Source organism: Burkholderia sp. BKH01 (assembly GCF_025685725.1).
GTDB classification, from domain to species: Bacteria; Pseudomonadota; Gammaproteobacteria; order Burkholderiales; family Burkholderiaceae; genus Burkholderia; species Burkholderia pyrrocinia_C.
The window spans coordinates 1-25657 of record NZ_JAOTQT010000036.1 but is presented as its reverse complement, the minus strand read 5'-3'; the positions used below and the strand labels follow the sequence as shown (position 1 = coordinate 25657).

The window sequence follows — 25657 nt, the reverse complement described above, 5'->3', positions numbered from 1 at the left end:
TTCCAGCCCTTCACGTCAGCGAGAAACATGGAAGCCAACAGGAAACAGACGTCACGCAAGGGCTCCTGGCGCAGCGCCTTGCATACGCTGCGCCGCTTCGCCTGGTCGGGCGGCGCGCTGATGCCCGCGCGCGCCGGCGCGCCGCGCCGCGACGACTCCGTGCGCAACTGGCTGGAACAGACGGTCGGCACGGTGGATTTCCTCGCCCATGTCGACCGCGAGCTGCGCTTCCTGTACGTGTCCGACGCGAGCCTGCGCTTCATCGGCTACCACCGCGACTACCTGCACACGCTGACGCTGCGCGACCTGATCGCAGAACAGGATACCGCGGCGCTCGAAGGCCTGCTTGCGCGCGCCGCGCGTTCGGGCCAGGTCGAGAAGGCGACGATGTGCATCGTCAAGTCGCTCACCTACCCGCTGGACGTCGAGGTTCGCGCGTTCAAGAGCCGCCACCACGGGGTCGACGGCTTCGCGATCGCGGCGTTCGACGTGTCGTCGTGGCGCGCGCTCGAGGCGCGCCTCACGTACGAAATGCACCACGACCCGATGACGGGGCTCGACAACCTGTCCGCGCTCGTGCCCGCGCTGATGCGCGCGCAGCAGACCGCCGACGAGGACGGCACCTGCGCGGCGCTGCTGCTGCTCGACCTCGACGACTACCAGCGGATCAACCGCGCGCTCGGCTACGACGCGGGCGACACGCTGCTGCGCGAAACCGCGCAGCGGCTGAAGGTGCTCGTCACGCCGAACGAACGGCTCGCGCGCGTCGCGAGCGACAAGTTCGCGGTCGTGCTCGGCGCACCGGACCGCACAAGCGCGAGCAATGCCGCCGACGCGCTCGCGCGCCGGCTGCAGGCCGCGGTGCGCGAGCCCTACGTGTACCAGGGACAGACCGTGCACCTGTCCGCGAGCATCGGCATCGCGCTCTATCCGGACGAGCGGGCCGCGCCGCATCGCGCGCAGCACCACAGCCCGCTGCTGCGCCGCGCCGACCACGCGCTTGCGCAGGCGAAGGCATCGGGCGGCAACGCGCTCGCGTTTCATGCGCCCGTCGACGATCCGGCCGACGCCGAACGCCTGAAGCTCGAAGCCGACCTGTACGACGGCGTGCGCAACGGCGAGTTTTCGCTCCATTTCCAGCCGATCACGCACAGCCAGTCGTGCGCGGTGGTCGGCGTCGAGGCGCTGATCCGCTGGCGCCATCCGGTGCACGGCCTCGTGCCGCCGGCGACCTTCATTCCGCTCGCCGAATCGATCGGCCTGATCAACTATCTCGGCAACTGGGTGCTCAAGGCCGCGTGCATGCAGCTCGTCGCATGGGACCGCCAGGGGCTCGCGCTGCAATACGTGGCGGTCAACGTGTCGCCGCAGCAGTTCCGCGACCCGCGCTTCACGCAGAGCGTGCGCGAGGCGATCGCGCTGACGGGCATCGACCCGCGCCGCATCGTGCTCGAAATCACCGAAAGCCTGCTGATGCACGATCCCGCGCACGCGAAGGGGCTGCTCGAGGAGCTGACCGATCTCGGCATCCGTTTCGCGATCGACGATTTCGGTACCGGCTATTCGAGCCTCGCGTACCTGCAGCGCTTCCCGCTCGCGAAGCTGAAGATCGACCGCAGCTTCGTCGAGAACCTGCTGACGTCGCGCAACGACCGCGCGATCGTGTCGGCAGTGGTCGGCCTCGCGCAGACGCTCGATCTCGAGCTCGTCGCCGAAGGCGTCGAGACCGAGGCGCAGCGCGAACTGCTGACGGAGATGGGCTGCAATCACATCCAGGGCTGGCTCGTCTGTCAGGCGCTGCCGTCCGAGGAGCTCGCACGGCGCTTCGAGGCGCAGCAACTGCACCTGCACGCTGCCGCCTGACGCGCGCGGCGAACCGGACAGATCCGTATGTCAACGACCGAATACCTGCCCCGCACCGCGTTGCTCGACAAGCTGTGGGCCCGGATGAACGAACGGGGCGACTTCCCGCTGCTGTCGGAATCGCTGCGCGCGACGATGGCCGCGATGAAGAACGACGATCTCGACTTCACCGCGCTCGTGCGCGTCGTGCTGTCGGATTTCGCGCTCACGCAGAAAGTGCTGCGGCTCGCGAATTCCGCGATGTACATGGCGTTCGGCGGCAACATCACGACCGTCACCCGCGCACTGATGGTGCTCGGCCTCGACGCGGTCGGCCATCTGGTCGTCGGGCTGAAGCTCGTCGACCATTTCCACCACAGCACGCCGCGACGCATCGACGCGAAGCTCGAACTGAATCGCGCGCTGCTGTCGGGCTGCGTCGCACGCAAGCTGACCGAGCACGCCGAGTTGCGCGGGGGCGAGGAAGCCGTCGTCTGCACGCTGATGCGCCAGGTCGGCAAGCTGCTGGTGGTCTGCTATCTCGACAGCGAATGGGACCGGATCCGCCGGCGCGCGGCCGAGCTGAACGGCGACGAAGCGGCCGCGTGCGTCGACGTGCTCGGCGTCGGCTTCGACGAGATCGGGCTCGAAGCGGCCGCGCGCTGGCGGCTGCCCGACGTGATCCGCGCGGGCATGGCCAACGAAGACAGCCACGCGGCCCGCGCCGACGCGTTCGACGACGAATACGACGACTGCAACGCGGGCCATGCGGCCGACGACGGCCCGGCCGACCGCGTACGCTGGCTGCGCGCGGTGAGCCGCTGCTCGACCGACGTCGCGAGCGCGCTGGCGATGCCCGCGAGCCCGCAGCGCGACGCGCGCATTGCAACGCTCGCGCAGCACTACGGCGCGGAGCTCGACATGGAGTCCGACGCGCTCGTCGAGATCGCCGACCGGCTCGCGCGCGAGGAAGCGAGCGACACCGTGATGCGCGAGATCGTCGAGCTGCGCGCGAACGCCGATGCGATCGCGCGCGCGCAGGCCGAGCCCGAGGCATGCATCGAAGCGGGCCTCGCGGACCTGCGGGCGCTGCCGTCCGAGCATGTGCTGACGCAGGTGCTCGCGCTCGCGTCGGAAAGCCTGCTGGCCGGCCTCGCGTTCACGCGTACCGTGATCTTCGTGCGTCACGACGACGGCACGTTCGCCGCACGCCTCGGCTTCGGCCCCGGCGTCGATACGGCGCTCGACCGGCTGCGCTTCGACGAACGCTTCGAGCCGGACGTGTTTCATCTCGCGATCACGAATTCGGTCGGCATCTTCATCGAGCAGGCGCAGGACCCGAAGATGCTCAAGCGCCTGCCCGCGTGGTATCTGGACGCGCTCGACGACACGCGCGCGTTCGTGCTGCTGCCCGTGCGCGTCGGCACGACGACCGTCGCGCTGCTGTACGGCGACTGGGCCGGTGCGCAGCCCGCGCGCAAGATCACGCAGCAGGAGATGAGCGTGCTGAACGAACTCGCGCGCGAACTGGGCCGGTTCTTCCCCGCATAGCACGGGGGCCGGCCCGCCGGCCCCCCGCCGTTTCCCGCCTCCAAAAGCAAACCGGCCGCATGAGCGGCCGGCTTGCTTGCATCGTGCGATCGAACGAAACGCTTACTTGAGCGTCACGGGCACGCTGAAGTACTTCTTCGCGAGATTGTCGATCGTGCCGTCGGCCTTCAGTTCCTTCAGCGCCTGATCGAGCGCGGTCTTCAGCGCCGCGTCGTTCTTGCGCAGGCCGAAGCCGACGCCCGAGCCGAGGATCTCGGTGTCGCTGACCGTGCCGCCCGCGAACCCGAAGCCCTGGCCCTGCGGCTTCGTCAGGAAGCCCTTCGAACCGGCTTCCGAATCCTGGAACGTCGCGTCGAGGCGGCCCGACTTCAGGTCGGCATACGCCAGGTCCTGCGTCTGGTACGGCACGACCTCGACGCCGGCCGGCGCCCACTTCTTCTTCGCGTACGCTTCCTGGATCGTGCCCTGCAGCACGCCGACGCGCTTGCCCTTCAGCGATTGCGGGGTCGGCAGCAGACCGCTGCCCTGCTTCGCGATCAGCTGGTTCGGAATCGTGTAGATCGGATCGGTGAACGCGATCGCGTGCTTGCGCTGGTCGGTGATCGTCATGTCCGAGTTGATCGCGTCGAACTTGCGCGCCTGCAGCGCGGGAATCAAGCCGTCGAAGTCGTTCTCGACCCACACGCACTTCGTCTTCAGCTTCGCGCACACCGCGTTGCCGATATCGATGTCGAAGCCGGTCAGCTTGCCGTCGGGCGTCTTGTATTCGAACGGTGCGTACGAGGCCTCGACGCCGAACCGGATCTCCTTCTGATCCGCGGCAAACGCGCTGCCTGCCGCCACGGCCGATGCCGCCACCACCGCATGCGCGGCCACTTTACGCCAATCCAACTTCATCAGGTGCTCTCCTCGATACTCGAATGTTCCGGAACTACGGGCGCCTGCATCATTGCAGGGCCAGATGGCCGCGACAATGTCGATGCCGCGCCGTGATGCGACGCAACAGCCGCAAGGCCGCGATTGTACCAATCCGTGCGGCCCGGTATGGCAAAGCGGCGGTCGGCGCGCGATGCTGCGGTGCGTGCACGGCGCCGGCCGGGCCGGCCGCCGAACTTGCAAGACGATGTCGCAAATATGCAAGGCCGGGGGCCGCCCGCCGTCCGCTCCCGGCATGCAGGCGACGACGGGATACCGTCAGCTTGCTTGTCAGGCGCGGGCCGCATGCCGGCGCGGCCGCGCAATCGGTCGGGGCACGCGCTCAGACGAGCGCCGCGATCGTCTCGCGCGTCGTGTCGACGACGAGCAGGCCCGCGCGCAGGCCCGGCCTCACGGTCGGGTTCGGAAACACGATCCGTTCCTCGTCGTGCGTCACCGTGTAGCGGTAGTCGCCGTCCTGCGCGAGCACCGTGCCGCGCGCGAACGCGGTGAAATTCGCGACGTCGGCCGCGACGAACAGCTCGAGCGCGTCGCTCTGCTTCGTGATCTGGTCGATCACGGTGAATACGCGCGGCAACGCGGCCCCTGCGCCGCCCCGCACACCCGATACGAGTCGACGCACCGCCAGGTCGGCCGGCGCGAAGCGGGTCAGGTCGTTCTGGCCGAACGGCCGCACCTTGCCGAGCTCGAGCGTGCAGGCGAGCGCGCCGCAGTGCTCGGCCGTGAAATGCGAATACGTATTGCCCTTCGCCGTATGCAGCAGCACGGCCGCGATGCGCGCGTCGCCCAGCCATTCGACCATCGCGCGCGTCGGCGGCGTGCCCGTATGCGGCAGCAGCGCGAACTGCTCGAATACCGACGCGCGGATCGCCGTATGCATGTCGATGTGCCAACGCACGCCGCCCGCCGGCGCCGCCGCGAAGAACGCGGCAGCGGCCGCTTCGAGCTGCACGGCGCGCGGTGCCTCGCGGCTCGCGGGCACCTGCGCGTGACGACCGCTGAACAGGCGGTTCAGGTCGTCGTCGAGATAACGCTCGCCGGCACGCATCGCCGGCACGTTGCCGAGCACGACCAGCAGCCGGCACGCGAGCGGCAGCGCGCCCGATGCGAGATCGCGCACGAGCATCGACAGCAGTTCGATCGGCGCCGTCTCGTCGCCGTGCACGCCGGCCGACACGAGCACGCTCGCGCGCGCCGCGCCGTCAGCCGAGGCCGGTTCGAGCGCGAGCAGCCCGTCGCCGAGCCATTGCCAGCGCACTGCCCCGCCCGCGCAGGCGCCGTCGGTCACGGCCGGCGCGCCGCCGGCCAGCGTGAACGCGAGAAAGTCGTCGAGCGACGCGGCGGCGGACATCGGTACCTCAGCGCTGGAAGTCATACAGCGAACCGACGCGCAGGATCTGCGTGAGCTCGTCGAGCGCCGTGCGCGATTCGTCGAGCAGCGCCGGATCGGCGAGGTCTTCCGGTGCGAGGCGATCGCGATAGTGCTTGTCGATCCACGCATCGAGCGACGCGAACAGCGTGTCGTTGATCCACACGTTCGACGTGACGGCCGCGCGCTCCGCTTCGTTCAGCACGACGCGCAGGCGCAGGCACGCGGGGCCGCCGCCGTTCTTCATGCTTTCGCGCAGGTCGAACACGAGCACGTCGTGGATCGGGCCGGTGCCGGCCGCGAGACGGTCGAGATACGCCGCGACGTTCGCGTTCTCGCGGCATTCCTGCGGCACGACGAGCACTTGCGAGCCGTCCGCGCGCGACAGCAGCTGGCTGTTGAACAGATACGACGTCACCGCGTCGTTCACGCTCACGGCCGCATCGGGCACCTCGATCACGTTCAGGCGCGCACCACGGGCGTCGAGCGCGGCGGTCAGCGTGTCGTAGATCGCCTGCTTGTTGACGAACGCGCGCTCGTGCGTGAACAGCGTGTCGCGGTTGCCGACCGAGATCACGTCGTTGTGGAACACACCCGCGTCGATCACGTCCGGATCCTGCTGCGCATAGACCGTCGCCTCTTCGGCGAGCCCGTGGCGATGCGCGACCGCGCGGCTCGCCTCGAACGTCTGGCGTGCCGGGAAGCGCTTCGGCTCGGGGCCGCGGCGGTATTCCGCACGGCCGTATACGAAGAACTCGATGCCCGGCTTGCCGTATTCGGTGCAAAAGCGCGTGTGGTTCGCCGCGCCTTCGTCGCCGAGCGCCGGCGTACCCGTCAGCGCTTCGTGCACTGCGAAGTGCGCGGGATCGGCGAACAGCGTCGACAGCGTGCGGCGCGTCGCGTCGTGCTCGATCGCGCGATGCAGCTTGCTGCACAGGTTCGCCGGCGTGAAGTGCACACGGCCGTCGCTCGTGTCGGCCGACGGGCTGACCGTGGCCGCGTTCGCGGTCCACATCGCCGACGCCGAACTCGCCGCGGCGAGCAGCTCGGGCGCCTGCTTCGCCGCCTTCGCGATCACGTCCGCGTCCTTGCCCGAGAAGCCGAGCTCGCGCAGCAGGCGCAGCGACGGCCGCTCCTGCGGCGGCAGCACGCCCTGCGCGAAACCGAGATCCGCGAGCTGCTTCATCTTGCGCAGCCCCTGCTTCGCGGCGGCCTTCGGGTTCGCGGCCGACTTCTCGTTGTTGAGCGACGCCACGTTGCCGAACGACAGCCCGGCGTAGTTGTGGGTCGGGCCGACGAGCCCGTCGAAATTGGCTTCTTGTGCGTTCATCGTCGTTCCCTCGATCAGAAATGCAGGCCCGGCGACAGGCTCGCGGGCAAGGTCAGTTGCGTGCTTTCCACCGACGCCATCGGATACGCGCAATAGTCGGCCGCGTAGTACGCGCTCGGGCGATGGTTGCCCGAGCGGCCCGTGCCGCCGAACGGCGCGGCGGACGATGCGCCGTTGGTCGGCCGGTTCCAGTTGACGATCCCGGCGCGGATCGTGCGGCGAAAGTGCTCCCAAGCACGCGCGTCGTCCGCGAGCAGGCCGGCGGACAGGCCGAACGCCGTGTCGTTCGCGCGCTCGATCGCTTCGTCGAACGTCGCGTAGCGGACGACCTGCGCGAGCGGGCCGAAATGTTCTTCGTCGGGCAGGTTCGCCACGCCCGTCACGTCGACGATCGCCGCGTTCACGAAACCGAGGCGCGGATCGCGCTGCGTCATCGCGACGATCGGCTTCGCGCCCTGCTCGATCAGGCGCGACTGCGCGTCGACCAGCTTTGCCGCCGCGCGTGCCGAGATCACCGCACCCATGAACGGCTGCGGATCGGCGTCGAACACGTCGGCCGTGATCTTCGACGTGACGTCGGCGAAGCGCGCGAGGAAGCGGTCGCCGAACGCACCCTGCGGCACGAAGATGCGGCGCGCGCACGTGCAGCGCTGGCCGGCCGACAGGAACGCCGACTGGATCGTGTGATGTACGGCCGCGTCGATGTCCTCGACTTCGCCGATCACGAGCGGGTTGTTGCCGCCCATCTCGAGCGCGAGCACGATCTCCGGACGGCCGCCGAACTGCCGGTGCAGCAGCGTGCCGGTATCCGAGCTGCCCGTGAAGAACAGCCCGTCGATCTGCCGATGGTTCGCGAGCGTGATGCCCGTGTCCTTCTCGCCCTGCACGAGGTTCAGCACGCCGTCCGGCAGCCCGGCTTCCTTCCACACCTCGACCGTCGCGCGTGCGACGCCCGGTGCAAGCTCGGACGGCTTGAACACGACCGTGTTGCCGGCGATCAGCGCGGGCACGATATGGCCGTTCGGCAAGTGGCCGGGAAAGTTGTACGGGCCGAACACCGCGACGACGCCGTGCGGGCGGTGGCGCAGCACCGCGACGCCGTCGGCCATGTCCTGGCGCTTCTCGCCCGTGCGTTCCTGGTAGGCCTGGATCGAGATGCCGACCTTCGCGGCCATCGACGCGACTTCGGTGCGCGCTTCCCACAGCGGCTTGCCCGTCTCGCGGCCGATCGCGGTCGCGATCGCTTCCTTGCGTTCGTTGAGCAATGCCGCGAAGCGCTTCACGATCGCGCAGCGCGACTCGAAGTCGAGCGCCGACCAGCCGGCGAACGCGCGGCGCGCGCTCGCGACCGCGCGGTCGACGTCGGCCGCCGACGCGCTGTCGCCCTGCCATGCGATCTCGTCGGTGCCCGGGTTGCGCGAAGCGAAGACGGGGCCCGAGCCTGCGACCCAGGCGCCGTCGATGAAGAGTTCCGTCATGATTCGTTTATCCCTGTTTGACTTTGAGCGGCAGCACGCGGACCGGATCGCCGGCCTTCACGTCGAGCGCGACGGCATCGTCGGCCGACAGCACGAACGCGCCGTTCTCGACCACGCCCGGCGCGACGCCGACGCGGAAATCGGTGAGCGACGTATTCGATACGAGCGACCTGGGTGCGTCGTCGCGCACGCCGGGCACGCCGATCGCGACCGGCACGACGACGCTCTCGCGCACCGTGCGCAGGTCGTTCACGTGGCATTCGAGCACGGGGCCCGCGTCGAAGATGTCGACGTGATTCTGGTAGCGCAGACCTTCCGCCTCGAGCATCTTGCGGGCCGGCAGCGTGTCGCGGTGCGTGAGGCCGACCGCATCCTGCGCGTCCTGCGGCAGCAGGTCGACATACACCGGATAGCGCGGCATCAGTTCCGCGAGGAACGACTTGCGCCCATGCGAGCTCAGGTAGTCGGCCGCGTTGAAATCGATCTGGTAGAAGTGCGAACCGACTGCGCGCCAGAACGGCGACGTGCCGTCTTCGTCGAAGTGGCCGCGTAGTTCCGCGCAGATGCGTTCCGGGAAACGCTCGCGGAACTGCGCGATGAACATGAAGCGCGAGCGCGACAGCAGGCCGCCGACGCCGCCCGTGCGATAGCGCGGGCTCAGGAACAGCGAACACACTTCCGCATAACCCGTCAGGTCGTGCGAGATGTTCAGCGCGGACATCCGCGTCCACACGCCGAGCTCCTGGCTCGCGTGCACGACCGTGCTCACGCGATAGTTGTAGAACGGCTGCTCGAGGCCGACCTGCGATTCGATCCCGCACACGCCTGCGATGTCACCCGTCTTCGAGTCTTCCATCACGAAGAAGTAGCCGGCCTCGCCGGGCGCGGCCTCGCCCGCCAGCGTGCGGCGCGTGCGCTCGATGCGCGCGGCGAGCGCGTCGCGGTCGGGCTTGAACGTGGTCAGGCCCGGCCCGGTTTCCTTCGCGAGCGACACGAGCGCATCGACGTCGCCCGTTTGTACGACCCGAACAACGATCATGCTGCGTCTCCCTTCAAATCTTCATCGTCGCGGCGGTGCAGCGGCACGCAGCGCACGACATCGCCATCCTTCACACCGAGCGCCGCGCGCACGTCGCCGGCCAGCGGCGCGTCACCGGTATCGCCCGGCAGGTCGGTCAGCACGCAGCGGAACGATTCGCCGCTGCCCGTCGACACCATGTACGCGACGTCGCCCTGCTGGTGCGCGGCCTCGCGCACGACGCGCTCCGTGCCGTGCTTCACGCATGCGGTGCGATCGACCTGCGCGGTCAGCACCGGGCCCGCGTCGAAGATGTCGACGAAGCGGTCGGGTTCGAAGCCTTCCTCGAGATGGATGTCGTACGCGAGCAGCGCCGTCTCGTTCGGCTCGCCGAGCACGCGCTGCGCGGCTTCCGGCAGCAGCGGCACGTAGATCGGATAGGCCGGCATCACTTCCGCGATGAACGTTCGGCTGCGGCCGCCCGACGCGATGTCGACGTCGGTGAAGTCGCGGCCGAAGAACTTGCGGCCCACCGCTTCCCAGAACGGCGACGCACCGTTGCCGTCGCTCACGCCGAGCAGCAGCGTGAACACTTCGGGTGTGAAGCGGCGGCGGTTCGCGGCGATGTACATCATCCGGGCGCGCGAGATCAGGTGCGCGGCCGCATCGCCGCGTAGCGACGGATCGACGTAGAAGCCGGCGAGCCGGCTCTTGCCGGTCAGCTCGTGCGACATCGTGAGCGCGTGGATCTTGCGGTTCACGTGCAGCTCGCGCGACGCGTGGATCAGTGCGTCGTTGCGGAACGCGTAGAACGGCTCCGAGTAGCCGGCCGCGGCCACGATGCTCGCCGTGCCGAGCAGCTTGCCCGTCGACGAATCCTCGAGCACGAAGAGGTAGAACTCCTCGCCGGCGAAGTCGACGTCCGCGCGAAACGAATCCTCGGAGAGCGCCACGCGCGCTTCCAGCGCCGCGCGGTCGTGCGGCAGCGAGTGCAGGACCGGCTGCGCGGTGCGCGCCATGTGCGCGAGCGCATCGAGATCCGTGAGTTTGCCGGGGCGAACAAATAGCATCGTCGTTCCTGTCTGCGATGGGTGCGCCGATCAGCGCGCGGTGGCTTCCTGTGCGGCGAGCACTTGCTCGACCGCCTTCTCGAAGCGCTTGACGCCTTCGTCGAGCAGGTCGAACGGGATCACCAGCGACGGGACGAAACGCAGCACGTTCGGGCCGGCGATCAGCATGATCAGGCCGTTCTCGGCTGCCGCGTTGACGAAGTCCTTCGCGCGGCCGTCGAACGCGGCGGTGAGTTCCGCGCCGACGAGCAGGCCCTTGCCGCGGATGTCCTTGAAGATGCCGAAGCGCGCGTTGATGCGTTCGAGCGCGCCCTTCAGGCGCACGCTGCGTTCGCGCACGCCTTCGAGCAGTGCCGGGTCGCCGATCAGTTCGACGACCTTGTCGGCAATCGCCGATGCGAGCGGGTTGCCGCCGTACGTTGTGCCGTGCACGCCGACCTTGAAGTGCGCGGCCAGTTCGTTCGTCGTCAGCATCGCGCCGATCGGGAAGCCGTTGCCGAGCGCCTTCGCGGTCGTCAGGATGTCCGGCGTGACGCCCGTGTCCATGTATGCATAGAACTGGCCGGTGCGACCGACCCCCGTTTGCACTTCGTCGAAAATCAGCAGTGCGTTGTTGGCGTCACAGGCTTCGCGCAGTGCCTTCAGGAAGGCCGGATCGGCCGGGATCACGCCGCCTTCGCCCTGCACGGGCTCGACGATCACCGCGCAGGTTTGCGGGCCGATCGCCGCCTTCGCGGCTTCGATGTCGTTGTACGGCAGGTGCTTGATGCCGGCCGGCACGGGGCCGAAGCCTTCCGAGTACTTCGGCTGGCCGCCGACGCTGACCGTGAAGAACGTGCGGCCGTGGAACGACTGCACGAACGAGATGATTTCGAATTTGTCGGCGCCGTGGCGATCGAACGCGACGCGGCGTGCGAGCTTCAGTGCGGCTTCGTTCGCTTCCGCGCCCGAGTTCGCGAAGAATGCGCGATCGGCGAAGGTCAGCGATTCGAGTCGCTTCGCGAGGCGCAGCACCGGCTCGTTCGTGTAGCCGTTGCCGATGTGCCAGAGCTTGCGGCCCTGTTCGTCCAGGACCTTCAGCAGTTCCGGGTGGCCGTGGCCGAGCGACGTCACAGCGATGCCGCATGCGAAATCCACGTACTCGCGGCCGGCCGTGTCCCACACGCGGGAGCCCTCTGCGCGATCCGGCACGAACGGGGCGGGGGAAAATACCGGCACCATCACTTCGTCGAATGTCTGGCGGTTCACGGTCGAGGTCGTCATGGTCGTTCCTTTCGGTTTCGTAAGAGGGTTCAACAGGATCAAGTTTAGGTAAGGGTGACGCAAGCGTCTTGCGGAATTGCGACGGGTTCTATCGGAAGCGGATAGTTCGCTTTATTTTGCCCTCCGGGCGGGGGGCTTCGTGATTTGGTGTCTGGTTTTTTTGGGTTTTTTTGAGGGGCGGTCTGCGGTTTGGCGTGAAGCACCTGTGATCGTGTCGGTCTATTAGCGTCGCCCCTGCGCGGGGCGGCGGTTACTTTTCTTTGTCTTGCCAAAGAAAAGTAACCAAAAGAAAGGCGCTGGGAGAACGCATGACTTCCCGGTGCCGTGGCCATCAGAGTGGCCCTCGCCTAAGTGTCCGCGCCAGTCAGGAGACCGGAGTGGTTCGAGCAATGGTTCTGACGCCACTCACCACCCAACAGAGCGGTATACCATCCGCTAGCTCCGCCCTCGCTTCGCTCGGCCGACAGGTACACATCCCTCAAGCAGCACAATCGGAATACCACCCCAAACCCGATACGCACGCGGCCCGCACCTCTCGTTGCAGAAAATGAGGGACGCACTCAACGAACACCGAAACTCGCGCCCGCATAGGGCAGTGGAGCCAGCGCTCGTAGCTGGCAACCGGCCTGGTCGCACGAAGATGTGAATAGTGAGAATGCCCGACCCGGCGATGCGTTGCGGGTGAAAGTACATCGAGCGCCAGCCAAGCGACTTGAAGCACCTTGCAGCCGAGCGAAGCGAGGATGGAGCTGGCGGGCGGTATACCGCTCTGTTGGGTGGTGAGTGGTGTCGGAACCATTGCTCGAACCACTCCGGTCTCCTGACTGGCGCGGACACTTAGGCGAGGGCCACTCTGATGGCCACGGCACCGGGAAGTCATGCGTTCTCCCAGCGCCTTTCTTTTGGTTACTTTTCTTTGGCAAGACAAAGAAAAGTAACCGCCGCCCCGCGCAGGGGCGACGCTAATAGACCGATAACATCACAGGTGCTTCACGCCAAACGGCAAGCAAACCACGAATCAATCCTTCCCCCCTCGCTCGACCAACGCCCCCCCGCGAGGCTCACTCCCGGTCTGCTTCTCGAGCCACGCTCGCCGGTCCTCGCGTGGCGTCACGCCGAACCGCTCCCGATAAGCATTGGAAAAATGCGCAGCAGAAGAAAACCCACAGGCGAGACTGACCTGCACGACCGATTTGCTCGTGCGCTGCAACTGCGTCCTTGCCTTGAGCAGCCGCAAATTGAGGTAATACTTCGAGGGCATCGCGCCGAGATACTGCCGAAAGAGCCGCTCGAGCTGCCGCCTCGACACACCGACGAGCTCGGCGATCTCATCGGTAGTCAAAGGATCCTCGACATTGGCTTCCATCAACTGCAAAGCATCATTCAACCGCGGATGCCGCTCGCCTGGCGCGGTAACAAAAGGAATCCGCTGGCGTTCCTCGCCACTCCTCAACGTCCCTGCACCAAGCGCATCGGCAATCCGCTCGCCGAGATCGGGCCCATGTTCCCGGCCAATCATGGCCAGCATGAAATCCACGGTGGCCTGCCCGCCCGCGCACGTCGCGCGGTCCCGATCGATCTCGAAGATCTGCTGCGTGACGATCGACCGCTCGAACTGCTCGGCAAACTGCTGATACGTCTCCCAGTTCACGCTCACGCGATAACCGGAAAGCTGCCCGGCCATCGCCAGCCACCACACGCCGTGATGAATGCCGGTAACGAGCGGCGTACGCTGCCCGACGCGCGCGAGACTCGCGAGAAACAGCCGATAGTCGGCAAACTGCTGAAACCGCTCGGTCACGACGATCAGCCAGTCGCACGCGATCGCATCGTTGAACGCCGCATCGGCATGCCATTGCGCACCGCCCGCGAGCGGCACGGGCCGCCCGTCCCACGAACATACCTGCCAGCGATACAGCAGCCGGCCGTCGATCTCGTTCGCAAGATTCAGCGCATCGACGATCGGGCCCACGCCCGACATCGACACGGGCGGCAATGCAACGATCGCCACCTGCGTCGTGCGGGTGGCGCCTGCGGGACGAGACACCGGTACCACGTATGAAACCCGCCCTGTCGCGTTACTTGAGACTGCCCGACAGGAACTGCTTGAGCCGCTCGCTCTGCGGGCGCACCAGCACCTCCTTCGGATCGCCCTCTTCCTCGGTCCGCCCCTGATGCAGGAACATCACGTGGTTCGATACGTTGCGCGCGAAACCCATCTCGTGCGTGACGACGATCATCGTGCGGCCTTCCTCGGCAAGCTTCTGCATCACCTTCAGCACTTCGCCCACCAGCTCCGGGTCGAGCGCCGAGGTCGGCTCGTCGAACAACATCACGTCCGGATGCATGGCAAGCGCGCGCGCAATCGCGACGCGCTGCTGCTGGCCGCCCGACAGGTGCGACGGATACTGCTTCTCGACGCGCGGCGCGAGGCCGACCTTCTCCAGGTATTCGCGCGCACGTTCCTCGGCTTCCTTCTTCGAAATGCCTAGCACGTGCACGGGCGCTTCCATCACGTTCTCGAGCACGTTCATGTGCGCCCACAGATTGAAGTGCTGGAACACCATCGCGAGCTTCGTGCGGATACGCTGAAGCTGCTTGTGATCGGCGACTTCGAGTGCACCGGCGCGGTCGGTCTTCGTGCGGACGGTCTCGCCGTCTACGACGATCTGCCCCGCATTCGGCCGTTCGAGGAAATTGATGCAGCGCAGGAACGTGCTCTTGCCCGAGCCGCTCGCGCCGATGATGCTGATGACGTCACCGGCCTTCGCGTTCAGCGACACGCCCTTGAGCACCTCGTTGTCGCCATAGCGCTTGTGGATGTCGAGCGCCGCAAGCTTGGTGGCAGCGCTCGTTTGAGTGATCTCGGCCAACTGGCTCTCCTCGAAGTGAATTCAATGACGGGCGGCCGCGAGATACGCAAGCCAGTGGCGCTCGGCGCGGCGAAACGCCGCGACGAGTGCGAACGATACCGCAAGATAGATCAGCGCGGCGATTCCGAACGACTGGAACGCCATGTAGGTCGCGGAATTCGCATCGCGCGCGACCTTCAGGATGTCGGGCACGGTCGCCGTGAACGCGACGGTCGTCGCGTGCAGCATCAGGATCACCTCGTTGCTGTACAGCGGCAGCGCGCGACGCAGCGCCGACGGCAGGATCACGCGGCGGTACATCGTGAACGGCGTCATCCCATACGCCCGCGCAGCCTCGACCTCGCCGTGCGGAATCGCACGGATCGCCCCCGCGAAGATCTCGGTCGTATACGCGCAGGTGTTCAGCGCGAACGCGAGAATCGCGCAGTTGAAGCCGCTGCGGAAGAACGCGTCGAGCAGCGAATGCGAACGCACGAACTCGAGGCTGTACATGCCCGTGTACATCAGCAGCAACTGCACGTAGAGCGGCGTGCCGCGGAACACATACGTGTAGAACCGCACGGGCATCGACACCCACTTCTTCTTCGACACGCGCGCGACCGCGAGCGGCACCGCGCACACGAAGCCGAGCGAAATCGACGCGACGAGCAGCCACAGCGTCACCGCAAGGCCGGAGAGGCGCTGGCCGTCCCAGAAAAGGAACGCCTTGCCGAATTCCTGGAGGATCTCGATCATAGTTCTGCGTGCCGCACGCCCATGGAATAACGCTTCTCGAGCTGGATCAGCACGAGGTTGGAAACGGTCGTGATCGCGAGGTAGATCAGCGCCGCGACGAGGATGAAGAAGAACATGTTGAACGTGCTCTTGCCGGCGTCCTGCGCGGCCTTCACGACGTCCGCGAGACCGATGATCGACACCAGCGCGGTCGCCTTCACGAGCACCTGCCAGTTGTTCCCGATCCCGGGCAGCGCGAAGCGCATCATCTGCGGAAACATGATCCGCGCGAACACGCGCGCGCCGCTCATCCCGTACGCGGCACCGGCTTCGAGCTGGCCGCGCGGCACCGACAGGAACGCACCGCGAAACGTCTCGGTGAAGTACGCGCCGTAGATGAAGCCGAGCGTCAGCACGCCGGCCAAGAACGGATCGATGTCGATCTGGTTCCAGCCGACGAGGTCGGTGAACTGGTTCAGCCAGATCTGGATGCTGTAGAACAGCAGCAGCATCAGCACAAGATCGGGCACCGAGCGGATCAGCGTCGTATAACCGGTCGCGATCGCTCGCAGCACCCGGTTGTGCGACAGCTTCGCCACCGCGCCGATCAGCCCCAGCGCCACCGCAGTGGCGAGCGACAGCACCGACAGCTCGATGGTCTGCACGGTGCCGGCCCATAGGACAGGACCAAAGCCGTAAAGGAACACGCGCGTCTCCAGAGTTGGAATGGATGCCGACGCGAATGCCTGTCCCGCGCCGGGCTGACGCGGATAGTCGCAAGCGAAATTGATTGTCTCAAATCACCTTGCATGCGATTGCTGCATCGCAGCAACCCGCCCCACCGTTTGCGACCCGGCCTACGCCGCTGTTTCAAAAGGAAAAAAGCCGCTTCCTGACAGTCGGATGACACGCAGGGAAGCGGACTTTTTGCAATTTTCCGGTCGCTTTTTCGATATAGCGCCGAACGCGGGCCGGCTCACCGCCCCTTCAGGATATCGGAGCGCGAAGTCGTATAGACAAGCCCGTCCGGGCCGAAATGGACATTGAAGAACGCATCGGTGTTGACGCCGTCCTCGAGCCAGCGCCAGCTCCAGACCGTCTCGGGCTTCAGCGGATACTGCGCGATGTCGCCGGGCTTGCCGAGCAGGCGCCGCACCTCGTCCTCGTTCATCCCGGGGCGCACCTTCGCGAAATTCTCGGCGGTCAGCACCTGCGTCGCGCCCGTGTAGCGGCCGTTCGCATCGAGATCGACGAACCACGTCTGGTTGCCCATCGGGCCGCGCGGATACTCGAGACGCTTCGAGCCGTCGGTGAACTCGCGCTCGGTCTCGGGCTTGCCCATCGTGCCGCGCACGTCGGCCTCGGTCGATTCGCCGACCTTCAACCCCTTCAACAGCAGCGGCGCGGGCTTGATCGCGTTGAAGAAGTCCCTGATACGTTGCACGTCGAGGTTACCTTGCTTGTCGTCGCAGCCGGTCAGCGCCAGCGCGGCGGCCAGCATCGTCAAGGGAAGCAGCCGGAAACGGAAAATCATCGGAAGAAATACGCGTCGAGAAAACACGCGGCAAGCATACCCGCACGACGCCGAAAGCGCGAGACGGGCGCGCGGCCCGTCTCGTGTTCAATGCGTCGTTTCGGTTTCGATTTCGGTTTCGGATTCGGGCGCGCGGCTCGCCGGATGGGGCGCGCGCGGCACGGCCGGCGGCGCGCCGATGCGGCGGCGCGTGCGCACGAGTTCGGCGAGTTGCCACGAACCGAGCGCGAGGCAGCCGAACAGCACCTCGCGGCCGCGCTTGACCAGGGCGAGCGACAGCGCGGTCTCGCGGTCGACACCGAACATCTGCGCGAGCAGCACGACGGTCGCCTCCTGCACGCCGAGGCCGCCCGGCACCATGAACGCCGCATGCCGCACGGCCTGCGTCATCGCCTCGATCGCGATCGCACCGCCGATCGACACCGGATGGCCGAGCAGCGCGAGCGCCCAGTAGATTTCGAGCGCGCCGAGCACGTAGCCGGCCAGTTGCCAGAAGAATGCGCTGAACAGCAGGCCCGTGCGCGACATCAGCCCGTCGATGTCGGCGTCGAGCCGGCGGCCGTCGACACCCTGCAGCAGCCGGTGCGAATCGCCGAGCAGGCGGCCCGCGAAACGCTCGATCGCGTGGAAGATGCCGCCGCGCCGCATCAGCACGACGCCGAGCACGGGCAACGGCAGCGTCAGCAGCAGCGCGAGGCCGATCGTGCCGCCGCCCATGTTGTCCGTCGTCGAAAGCAGCAGCACGAGGCCGAGCGCCGCGAACGCATACTGGACGACGATCGTCACGAGCACCTCGACGATCACCGACGCCGTCACTCGGCTCGCGTCGGGCACCTGCCAGCGCGCGAGCCGGATGCCGACCAGCTCGCCGCCGATCCCGACCACGGGCAGCAGCCGGTTCACGGCTTCGCGCACGGTCGCGATCCACCACAGGAACGGCAGCGAGCTGCGCCGGTCGAGCAGCAGGTGCCATGCGTACGCATCGAGCAGCAGCGGCAGCGCATGGAACGGCACGAGCCACAGCAGCGCGTAACCGGCGCGAGCGAGCATCTGCGACACGTCGCCGACACCTTCGTGCAGCCCCAGCGCGAGCAGGATGCCGATGCCGATCGGCCAGCCGAGCCACTTGATCCACTTGGTCATGACGGCTGCGCTCCCGGTGCGCGCGGCGTGTGCGCACCGCGCCGGGCCGCGCGCTGGCCGAACACGTCGGCAAAGCCGCCGGTCGCGACGCCCGCCGCCTTCAGCGCGGCGGCGACACGCGGCGACAGCAGCGCATCGAGTTCGTCCACCGGACGATATCCGGCCATCGTCGGCGTGACCGGGCCGTCGCCGGCCTCGGCCGGATGGCAGTAGATCTCGCCGACGCCCGGCGGCAGCGTGGCGAGCGCGTCGAGCAGCACGGCCTCGTCCATCGCGCCCGTATGCTCGATTCCGACCACGTAGTCGTTGTGCGCAAGCCCCGCGCGGTCGAGCCGTGCGCGCACGAGCGCGATCCACGGCTTGAGCAGCGCGGGCGCGCTCGTCTCGTACGGCAGCCGCACCGCGCGCAGCCCGTAGTCGCGGCCGATCTCGATGATCATCGACAGCACGGTTGGATGCAGATGGAAATGCTTGTGCGCGTTCACGTGGTCGAGCGGCAGGCCGCTCGCCGCGAACGCGTCGAACTGCGCGCGGATCTCGCGGCGCAGTTGCGCACGCACGTGCGGCAGGAAGAAGAAGCGACAGCCGTCCTTCGCCATCGCGTCGCCGAACCGCCCGTCGGCGCCGACGAGCGCGGGAATGTCATGCGCGGGCAGCGTGGCCGGCCCATCCGCGAGGACGAGATGCAGGCCGACCGCGAGCGACGGCAGCCGCCGCGCGCGTTCGATCGCATCCTGCGCGGCGCTCGCGCCGACCATCAGGCTCGCGGCGTTCAGCACGCCGTCGCGGTGCGCACGCTCGACCGCCGCGTTGACGCGCGGGTGCAGCCCGAAGTCGTCCGCGGTGAAGATCAGCGCCCGCGCCGCCCGCTGCGTCGTCACGAATCAGGCCTCGTGCGCGCGCAGGAAGCGGAAGAACTCGACGCCCTCGCGCAGGCGGCGCTTCATCATGTCCCAGCTGGTCAGCATCTCGCGGACGATCTCCCAGATCTTCGACGGACGGAAGTAGAACTCGCGATAGAACTGCTCAAGGTGATGATAGATCTCATCGCGCGACAGGTGCGCATAGCCGATCGCCGCGAGCTGCACGCCTTCCTTGCTCACCAGGTTGATGGTCTTGTTCTCTTCCATCCAGCCGTTTTCCACGGCCTGCTTGTAGAGCGTCGTGCCCGGGTACGGCGCGGCGAGCGAGACCTGGATCGTGTGCGGATTGATTTCCTTCGCGTACTCGATCGTCTTCTTGATGGTTTCCTGCGTCTCGCCCGGCAGGCCGAGAATGAAGGTGCCGTGGATCTTGATGCCGAGCTTCTTGCAGTCCGCGCTGAAGCGGCGCGCGAAATCGGTGCGCACGCCCTTCTTGATGTTCACGAGGATCTGGTCGTCGCCGGATTCGAAGCCGACCAGCAGCAGGCGCAGGCCGTTTTCCTTCATGACCTTGAGCGTCTTGTACGGCACGTTCGCCTTCGCATTGCACGACCACGTCATGCCGAGCTTGCCCAGACCGATGGCGATGGCTTCGGCGCGCGGCAGGTCGTCGGTGAAGGTGTCGTCGTCGAACATCAGTTCCTTCACTTCCGGCATGTTGTCGCGGATCCACTTCGCTTCCGCGAGCACGTTCTCGACCGAGCGCGTGCGGTAGCGATGGCCGCTGACCGTCTGCGGCCACAGGCAGAACGTGCAGCGCGACTTGCAGCCGCGGCCCGTGTAGATCGACACGTACGGGTAGTTCAGGTAGCCGATGAAGTAGTTGTCGATCTTCAGGTCGCGCTTGTAGACGGGCGCGACGAACGGCAGTTCGTCCATGTTCTCGAGGATCGGACGCGCTTCGTTGTGCTCGATCGAGCCGTCCTTCGCGCGCCAGCTCAAGCCCTTGATCTCGGGGAACGGCTTGCCTTCGGCGATTTCCTTGCAGGTGTAGTCGAATTCCTCGCGGCACACGAAGTCGATTGCCTCGCTTGCCGTGAGCGAGTTGTGCGGATCGACCATCACCTTCGCGCCCACCATGCCGACCAGCATCGACGGCTTCATCTTCTTGAGATCCTGCGCGAACATCGCGTCGGTCGGGAACGACGGCGTGCTCGTGTGGATGATCACGAGGTCGTAGTCGTTCGCGATCTTCAGCGTCTCCTCGACCGACAGGCCGTCGGCCGGCGCATCGACGACGCGGCTGCCCGGCACGAGCGCGGCTGGCTGCGCGAGCCACGTCGGATACCAGAAGGAACGGATTTCGCGCTTCGCCTGATAGCGCGAGCCGGCTCCGCCGTCGAAGCCGTCATACGAAGGGGCCTGCAAGAACAGCGTTTTCATGAATGCTCCGGTAGCCTGCATAGTTCGTTTCGATTCAACGATTCAGTCAAAAAACCGCGGGCCGCCCTGCCGGCGCCCGCCTCTCTCTGTCATGTCGCGCCGCGCGGCATCGCCGCACAGCGCGTCTCGGCCCTCGGGCCGGGTTCGTCCGGGGCGACCCTAGCGGCCGTCTACCCCTTCCACGGCCGCTGTCGCGCGTTCGCCGCCGACGACCGTCATCCTTGCGCCGCGCCACACGACGTGCGTGCCGAACACCGCCGCGAGCCACTCGAGCGCGAGCAGCGTGTCGCGCACCGCGACGAGCGGCAGGTCGCGCCAGAACGCGCGCCAGCCGTCCTCGCCGCGCGCATGCAGCACGAGCCGCCCGAATGCGCCGACGGCGGCCGCCCCGCCCGCCAGCGTGCCGGCGAAGGTTCCGTCGAGACGCAGCGCGAGCGCCGCGCCAATCGCGAGCCACGGCGCGGTAAACGTGATGAACAGGAACGCGAAGCCGGCCGGGTTCAGCGACCGGATCGTACGCAGCCAGCGCGTCTCGCGGTGCCACAGCGGCCCGAACGACGGCTCGATCACGTCGGTCGCGACCTCGACCTCCGACAGCACCGTGCGCCGCCCGAGGCGGCGCGGCAGCTCGGCAAGCCAGAAATCGTCGGCCAGCTCGTCCTTCAGCGCGAGAAAGCCGCCGATCCGGTCGAGCGTGTCGCGCGTCAGCGCGAGCGTCGCGCCGAAGCCGAAACGGCTCGAGCGGCCGAGGTGCGTGATCCGCACCGACGGCGCGAACCATGCGTCGACGAACTGCGCGCCGATCCGCGTCCAGAACCCGCCGACGCTGCGCGCATGATACAAGCACGTGACGACGCCGACCGACACGTCCGCGAGCGGCGCCGTCACGCGCTCCAGATAATCGGGCTTCACCGCGATGTCGCTGTCCGCGATCACGATACGGCCGTACTTCGCGCGCTCGGCGAGATTGATCAGGTTGCTGACCTTCAGGTTCTTGCCGTGCACGCGCGAGTCGACCACCAGCGTGATGTCGCACTCGGGATAGTCGGCGCGCAGCCGCTCGACGACCGCAATGGCCGGATCGGCCGCCGACGCTACGCCGAACAGCACTTCATGGCGCGGATGGCGCTGCTCGCAGAAAGTCGCGAGGTTTTCGTACAGGTGCGGCTCCGCGCCGCACAGCGGCTTGAGCACGCTGACCGGCTCGTAGCCGTCGCGCGCGGCGGTGCGCGGCGTACGCGGCTGCGGCGCGAACGCGGCGACGAGCGCATAGCCGGCCGCGGCCAGCGTGAACGCGATCAGGAGCCAGTCGAGCAGCGTTGCGGTTGGCGTCATGCGCGACGCCTCCCGGCGACCTGAACGCCACGGCGAACGCTTGCGCGTGATTGAGCGTGATGCGGTATTCCGACAGCGACGAATGCGGGCACGACCCGACTCCTTGTTCCAGCAGCGTCTGTGTATGGGGGAGGCTCGACCCATTCTCCGGGTACGGCCATGCCCGGCTTCGCGTGGTGCATCTCCGCGCGACGCCCGAACGGGGATGCGGGAAGACTCGAATGGCGACCATCGGCACAACATGGGCAGGCGCCGGATTTTATCAGCCCGCGGCACCCCGCGCTCGGCACTACGAGAAACGGACTGGTGCAATTTCAGCAAAGCTGTGCAGCCGGGGAACCATTCGGGCGCAATCGCGTTTACGTTAGCGTAAGCACTTTGCAGGCATATTGCAGCCTTGAAAATCAAACATTTCGTGCAAATTCGTAGGTCGATGCGGATTCACATCCAATCGCCGTAAAGATTGGTAATTAACCAATGATTGGATTGATTTTTGCAACAATCATCGAATTCGACCCTGCATCCCTGTAACGCGCATGGGTATCGGTGCGCCTCCAGCACGTTCCGGAACCCTTTGGCAAAATCCTTGGCATTTGTTGCGTAAGCGCATCACCACGCTCCCCTTTCGAAGGCCGCCCGATGACTCCGTTTTCCGTACTTGATCTCGCCCCCATTCCGGCCGGCGCCGACGCCTCGCAGGCTTTCCGCAACACCGTCGATCTCGCGCAGCATGCGGAACGCTGGGGCTATCAACGCTACTGGCTCGCCGAGCATCACAACATGCCCGGCATCGCGAGCGCGGCGACCGCCGTCGTGATCGGCCATGTCGCGGGCGCCACGAAAACGATCCGCGTCGGGTCGGGCGGCATCATGCTGCCGAACCACGCGCCGCTCGTGATCGCCGAGCAGTTCGGCACGCTTGCGTCGCTGTATCCGGGTCGCATCGACCTCGGCCTCGGCCGCGCGCCCGGCACCGACCAGACCACGTCGCGCGCGCTGCGCCGCGACCTGATCGGCAGCGCCGACTCGTTTCCGGACGACGTCGCCGAGCTGCTGCGCTACTTCGCGGAGCCGGTGCCCGGCCAGCGCGTGCGCGCCGTGCCCGGCGCGGGGCTCGACGTGCCCGTATGGCTGCTCGGTTCGAGCCTGTTCAGTGCGCAGCTCGCCGCGATGCTCGGGCTGCCGTTCGCGTTCGCGTCGCACTTCGCGCCGGACTACCTGATGCGCGCGCTCGAGATCTACCGCGCACAGTACCGGCCGTCGGCCGCATGGCCGAAACCGCACGCGATGGTCGGCGTCAACGTGTTCGCGGCCGATACCGACGACGAAGCGCGGCGCCTGTTCACGTCGCTGCAGCAGCAGTTCATCAACCTGCGGCGCGGCACGCCGGGCAAGCTGCCGCCGCCCGTCGACGCGCTCGAAGCGAACGAGCTCGAACTCGCGAACGTCGCGCATTCGCTGTCGTTCGCGGCGGTCGGCTCACGCGACACCGTGCGCGACAAGCTGCGCGACCGCATCGCGCAGACGGGGGCAGACGAACTGATCGTCACCGCGCAGATCTACGATCACGCCGCGCGGCTGCGCTCGTTCGAGCTGGCCGCACGGATCCGCGACGAGCTCGCGAGCGAGGCGCGCTGACGGCGCGGGCGCGGCCCGCCCCGCATCACTGCGGGTGCGCGGCCTCCAGAGCGTCGAGCAGCGCCTTGTGGAATGCGTCCGGGTCCTGGATCTGCGGTGCGTGACCGAGCGCCGGGAATTCGACGAGCTGCGCGCCGGGGATCGCCGCCTGAGTGCGCTTCGCGAGTTCCGGATAGCGGCCGAGCTTCGCGTGCACGTCGGGCGGCGCGACGTCCTTGCCGATCGCGGTCGTGTCCTTGTCGCCGATCATGAGCAGCGTCGGCACGCGGATCGCACCGAGCTCGTAGACCACCGGCTGGGTGAGGATCATGTCGTAGATCAGCGCGGAGTTCCACGCGACCGCGTCGCGACCGGCGCCGCGATACATCCCGGCGAGCATCTGCACCCAGCGCTCGTACGACGGCGACCACTTGCCCGCGTAGTACGTCGACTGTTCGTAGCGGCGGATGCCTTCGGCCGTCGTCTTCAGCTCGCGCGCATACCAGTAGTCGACCGACAGCGGCGGCACGCCGAGCGCCTTCCAGTCCTCCAGCCCGATCGGGTTCACGAGCACGAGCTGGTCGGTCGCCTTCGGATACATCAGCGCATAGCGCATCGCGAGCATCCCGCCCGTCGAGTGGCCGACGACCGTCGCCGATTTCACGCCGATCGATTCCAGCAGCGCGTGCGTGTTGCGCGCGAGCTGCTGGAAGCTGTACTGGTAGCGATCCGGTTTCGACGATTTGCAGAAGCCGATCTGGTCCGGCGCAATCACGCGATAGCCGGCGCGGCTCAGCACGCCGATCGTGTCTTCCCAGGTCCCCGCGCAGAAGTTCTTGCCGTGCAGCAGCACGACGGTGCGGCCGTTCGGGTGCGCCGGCTGCACGTCCATGTAAATCATCTCGAGGGTTTCACGCTGCGACACGAACGCGTAGCGGTGCAGGGGTTCCGGGTACGGGAAGCCTTCCAGGCGCGGACCATACGCCGGCCCGTCGTTGCCGGCGGGCACCGGGGCGGCTTCGGCGGCGGAGGTCGCACACGCGAAGGCAACGCCCGCACCGAACAGGACGGCGCGCGCGACGAACAACATCTTGCAAATCGAAAGCATGGCGGTCACGGTGATTGGAAACGCACGCGGACAGCCGGACGGCGCCGCGCCCCGCGATTCTACGCGGTCGGCTGACGACGGCGCGCAACACTCGGTGGCCGCGCGACTTCCGCGCGCGCGACGAACTCGGGTATCGTGTGACGTGACCCTGAAACGCCTGCAGGCGGGTTCCCATGAAAAACGTCCTCAGCATTCAGTCGCATGTCATCTATGGCCATGCCGGCAACAGTGCGGCCGTGTTCCCGATGCAGCGCCTCGGCGTCAACGTCTGGCCGCTCAATACCGTCCAGCTGTCGAATCACATGCAGTACGGCCACTGGGCCGGCAGCGCGATCGATGCCGCGAAGATGGAGCAACTCGTCGACGGGATCGCCGCGATCGGCGCGCTCAAGCGCTGCGACGCCGTGCTGTCCGGCTTCCTCGGTTCGCCGCCGCAGGCGCGCGCGGCAGTCGAGATCGTCCGCACGGTGAAGGCGATGAATCCAGACGCGTGGTACTTCTGCGATCCGGCGATGGGGCAGACGGGCGGCATCCGGCCCGAGCCCGGCGTCGAGGAATTCATGGTCCAGGAAGTCCCCGCGCTCGCGGACGGCATGTCGCCGAACCACACCGAACTGCAGAAGCTCGTCGGGCGGCGCATCGAAACCGTCGCCGAAGCCGTCGACGCGTGCCGCGCGCTGATCCGCCGCGGCCCGCAGATCATCCTCGTCAAGCACCTGCACGACCGCAACAGTCCGGCCGACCGCTTCAACATGCTCGCGGTCACCGAAACCGAAGCATGGATCGGCCAGCGTCCGCTGTACGCATTTCCGCGCCATCCGGTCGGCGTCGGCGACCTCACCAGCGCGATCTTCGTTGCGCGCCGGCTGCGCGGCGACTCCGTGCGCGCCGCGTTCGAGCACACGCTCGCAGCCGTGCACGCGGTCGTGAAGGCCACCTACGATGCGCGCCGCTACGAACTCGAACTCGTCGCCGCGCAGGACGAGATCGCACGCCCGAGCGAATGGTTCGGCGCGTGGGTGACGGACGCCTGACGCGCCCGCACCGACCTCCGCTTTGCCGGCGCACATCGCGCGCCGCCCTGCTTTCCTGCTTTCCTGCTTTCCCGCTTTCCTGCTTTCCCGCTTTCCCGCTTTCCCGCTTTCCCGCTTTCCCGCTTTCCCGCTTTCC

General features: G+C 67.1%; 21 protein-coding genes. 4 read left to right on the top strand and 17 right to left on the bottom strand.

Features of this window, described 5'->3' with window-relative positions:
- Positions 1-120: 120 nt before the first annotated feature.
- Positions 121-1863 (top strand): putative bifunctional diguanylate cyclase/phosphodiesterase, encoded by a 1743-nt coding sequence (cdpA, locus tag OEJ37_RS32395; protein ID WP_208459186.1) that lies wholly within the window; start codon positions 121-123, stop codon positions 1861-1863.
- A 27-nt stretch (positions 1864-1890) separates the two neighbouring features.
- Complete coding sequence (locus tag OEJ37_RS32390; RefSeq protein ID WP_263349069.1) at positions 1891-3393, top strand: HDOD domain-containing protein; 1503 nt, start codon at positions 1891-1893, stop codon at positions 3391-3393.
- 102 nt (positions 3394-3495) lie between these two features.
- Here the strand turns inward: OEJ37_RS32390 and OEJ37_RS32385 are convergent, their stop codons facing one another.
- The 16 genes from OEJ37_RS32385 to hpnI form a co-directional block, all read right to left on the bottom strand.
- Positions 3496-4290: an ABC transporter substrate-binding protein gene (locus tag OEJ37_RS32385; protein ID WP_174421319.1), complete on the bottom strand. Its 795-nt coding sequence runs from the start codon at positions 4288-4290 to the stop codon at positions 3496-3498.
- A 361-nt stretch (positions 4291-4651) separates the two neighbouring features.
- The gene (gene astE, locus OEJ37_RS32380) at positions 4652-5680 is read right to left on the bottom strand and encodes a succinylglutamate desuccinylase (protein ID WP_263349109.1); all 1029 of its coding nucleotides are present in this window, start codon (positions 5678-5680) and stop codon (positions 4652-4654) included.
- Positions 5681-5687: 7 nt separating this feature from the next.
- Positions 5688-7028 carry an N-succinylarginine dihydrolase gene (gene astB, locus OEJ37_RS32375; RefSeq protein ID WP_263349067.1) on the bottom strand — a complete coding sequence of 447 codons (1341 nt, stop codon included), beginning with the start codon at positions 7026-7028 and terminating at the stop codon, positions 5688-5690.
- 14 nt (positions 7029-7042) lie between these two features.
- The gene (gene astD / locus OEJ37_RS32370; RefSeq protein WP_263349065.1) at positions 7043-8506 is read right to left on the bottom strand and encodes a succinylglutamate-semialdehyde dehydrogenase; all 1464 of its coding nucleotides are present in this window, start codon (positions 8504-8506) and stop codon (positions 7043-7045) included.
- A gap of 7 nt (positions 8507-8513) precedes the next feature.
- Positions 8514-9545, bottom strand: a complete 1032-nt coding sequence (gene astA, locus OEJ37_RS32365; RefSeq protein WP_174421322.1) for an arginine N-succinyltransferase — start codon at positions 9543-9545, stop codon at positions 8514-8516.
- Complete coding sequence (gene aruF, locus OEJ37_RS32360) at positions 9542-10594, bottom strand: arginine/ornithine succinyltransferase subunit alpha (RefSeq protein ID WP_174421323.1); 1053 nt, start codon at positions 10592-10594, stop codon at positions 9542-9544. Before aruF ends, astA begins: the two co-directional genes overlap by 4 nt.
- A 30-nt stretch (positions 10595-10624) precedes the next feature.
- Positions 10625-11857, bottom strand: a complete 1233-nt coding sequence (locus OEJ37_RS32355; RefSeq protein ID WP_174421324.1) for an aspartate aminotransferase family protein — start codon at positions 11855-11857, stop codon at positions 10625-10627.
- 1018 nt (positions 11858-12875) lie between these two features.
- Positions 12876-13913: a GlxA family transcriptional regulator gene (locus tag OEJ37_RS32350; RefSeq protein WP_174422198.1), complete on the bottom strand. Its 1038-nt coding sequence runs from the start codon at positions 13911-13913 to the stop codon at positions 12876-12878.
- A 22-nt stretch (positions 13914-13935) separates the two neighbouring features.
- Complete coding sequence (locus OEJ37_RS32345) at positions 13936-14730, bottom strand: ABC transporter ATP-binding protein (RefSeq protein WP_096472842.1); 795 nt, start codon at positions 14728-14730, stop codon at positions 13936-13938.
- Positions 14731-14751: 21 nt separating this feature from the next.
- Entirely contained in the window at positions 14752-15465 is a 714-nt protein-coding gene (locus OEJ37_RS32340; RefSeq protein ID WP_065500422.1) for an ABC transporter permease, read from the bottom strand.
- Positions 15462-16151: an ABC transporter permease gene (locus OEJ37_RS32335; RefSeq protein ID WP_174422199.1), complete on the bottom strand. Its 690-nt coding sequence runs from the start codon at positions 16149-16151 to the stop codon at positions 15462-15464. The genes OEJ37_RS32340 and OEJ37_RS32335 overlap by 4 nt, the downstream gene beginning before the upstream one ends.
- Positions 16152-16420: 269 nt before the next feature.
- Positions 16421-16978, bottom strand: a complete 558-nt coding sequence (locus OEJ37_RS32330) for a hypothetical protein (protein WP_129514101.1) — start codon at positions 16976-16978, stop codon at positions 16421-16423.
- Between the two features lie 87 nt (positions 16979-17065).
- Entirely contained in the window at positions 17066-18121 is a 1056-nt protein-coding gene (locus OEJ37_RS32325) for an HpnL family protein (RefSeq protein WP_174422200.1), read from the bottom strand.
- The gene (gene hpnK, locus OEJ37_RS32320) at positions 18118-19002 is read right to left on the bottom strand and encodes a hopanoid biosynthesis-associated protein HpnK (RefSeq protein ID WP_263349052.1); all 885 of its coding nucleotides are present in this window, start codon (positions 19000-19002) and stop codon (positions 18118-18120) included. The genes OEJ37_RS32325 and hpnK overlap by 4 nt, the downstream gene beginning before the upstream one ends.
- A gap of 3 nt (positions 19003-19005) precedes the next feature.
- Entirely contained in the window at positions 19006-20448 is a 1443-nt protein-coding gene (hpnJ, locus tag OEJ37_RS32315; protein WP_310136899.1) for a hopanoid biosynthesis associated radical SAM protein HpnJ, read from the bottom strand.
- Between the two features lie 138 nt (positions 20449-20586).
- Positions 20587-21762, bottom strand: a complete 1176-nt coding sequence (gene hpnI / locus OEJ37_RS32310) for a bacteriohopanetetrol glucosamine biosynthesis glycosyltransferase HpnI (RefSeq protein WP_131948552.1) — start codon at positions 21760-21762, stop codon at positions 20587-20589.
- A 639-nt stretch (positions 21763-22401) separates the two neighbouring features.
- Between hpnI and OEJ37_RS32305 the strand changes: the two genes are divergently transcribed.
- A complete protein-coding gene (locus OEJ37_RS32305) occupies positions 22402-23400 on the top strand; it encodes an LLM class flavin-dependent oxidoreductase (protein ID WP_263349045.1) in 999 nt (332 codons plus the stop codon).
- A gap of 25 nt (positions 23401-23425) precedes the next feature.
- On the opposite strand, the gene OEJ37_RS32300 is transcribed toward OEJ37_RS32305, so the two are convergent.
- Positions 23426-24487, bottom strand: coding sequence for an alpha/beta fold hydrolase (locus OEJ37_RS32300; protein ID WP_263349043.1), 1062 nt, complete (start codon positions 24485-24487; stop codon positions 23426-23428).
- A gap of 173 nt (positions 24488-24660) precedes the next feature.
- Between OEJ37_RS32300 and pdxY the strand changes: the two genes are divergently transcribed.
- On the top strand, positions 24661-25521 hold the full coding sequence (pdxY, locus tag OEJ37_RS32295) for a pyridoxal kinase PdxY (RefSeq protein ID WP_152855319.1): 861 nt from the start codon (positions 24661-24663) through the stop codon (positions 25519-25521).
- Positions 25522-25657 lie beyond the last annotated feature (136 nt).

What these genes read in the sequence shown, in the direction of transcription:
- cdpA (WP_208459186.1), top strand. Translation starts at nt 121, where the DNA reads ATGCCCGCGCGCGCCGGCGCGCCGCGCCGCGACGACTCCGTGCGCAAC.
- OEJ37_RS32390 (WP_263349069.1), top strand. Translation starts at nt 1,891, where the DNA reads ATGTCAACGACCGAATACCTGCCCCGCACCGCGTTGCTCGACAAGCTG.
- OEJ37_RS32385 (WP_174421319.1), bottom strand. Translation starts at nt 4,290, where the DNA reads ATGAAGTTGGATTGGCGTAAAGTGGCCGCGCATGCGGTGGTGGCGGCA.
- astE (WP_263349109.1), bottom strand. Translation starts at nt 5,680, where the DNA reads ATGTCCGCCGCCGCGTCGCTCGACGACTTTCTCGCGTTCACGCTGGCC.
- astB (WP_263349067.1), bottom strand. Translation starts at nt 7,028, where the DNA reads ATGAACGCACAAGAAGCCAATTTCGACGGGCTCGTCGGCCCGACCCAC.
- astD (WP_263349065.1), bottom strand. Translation starts at nt 8,506, where the DNA reads ATGACGGAACTCTTCATCGACGGCGCCTGGGTCGCAGGCTCGGGCCCC.
- astA (WP_174421322.1), bottom strand. Translation starts at nt 9,545, where the DNA reads ATGATCGTTGTTCGGGTCGTACAAACGGGCGACGTCGATGCGCTCGTG.
- aruF (WP_174421323.1), bottom strand. Translation starts at nt 10,594, where the DNA reads ATGCTATTTGTTCGCCCCGGCAAACTCACGGATCTCGATGCGCTCGCG.
- OEJ37_RS32355 (WP_174421324.1), bottom strand. Translation starts at nt 11,857, where the DNA reads ATGACGACCTCGACCGTGAACCGCCAGACATTCGACGAAGTGATGGTG.
- OEJ37_RS32340 (WP_065500422.1), bottom strand. Translation starts at nt 15,465, where the DNA reads ATGATCGAGATCCTCCAGGAATTCGGCAAGGCGTTCCTTTTCTGGGAC.
- OEJ37_RS32330 (WP_129514101.1), bottom strand. Translation starts at nt 16,978, where the DNA reads ATGATTTTCCGTTTCCGGCTGCTTCCCTTGACGATGCTGGCCGCCGCG.
- OEJ37_RS32325 (WP_174422200.1), bottom strand. Translation starts at nt 18,121, where the DNA reads ATGACCAAGTGGATCAAGTGGCTCGGCTGGCCGATCGGCATCGGCATC.
- hpnJ (WP_310136899.1), bottom strand. Translation starts at nt 20,448, where the DNA reads ATGCAGGCTACCGGAGCATTCATGAAAACGCTGTTCTTGCAGGCCCCT.
- hpnI (WP_131948552.1), bottom strand. Translation starts at nt 21,762, where the DNA reads ATGACGCCAACCGCAACGCTGCTCGACTGGCTCCTGATCGCGTTCACG.
- OEJ37_RS32305 (WP_263349045.1), top strand. Translation starts at nt 22,402, where the DNA reads ATGACTCCGTTTTCCGTACTTGATCTCGCCCCCATTCCGGCCGGCGCC.
- OEJ37_RS32300 (WP_263349043.1), bottom strand. Translation starts at nt 24,487, where the DNA reads ATGCTTTCGATTTGCAAGATGTTGTTCGTCGCGCGCGCCGTCCTGTTC.
- pdxY (WP_152855319.1), top strand. Translation starts at nt 24,661, where the DNA reads ATGAAAAACGTCCTCAGCATTCAGTCGCATGTCATCTATGGCCATGCC.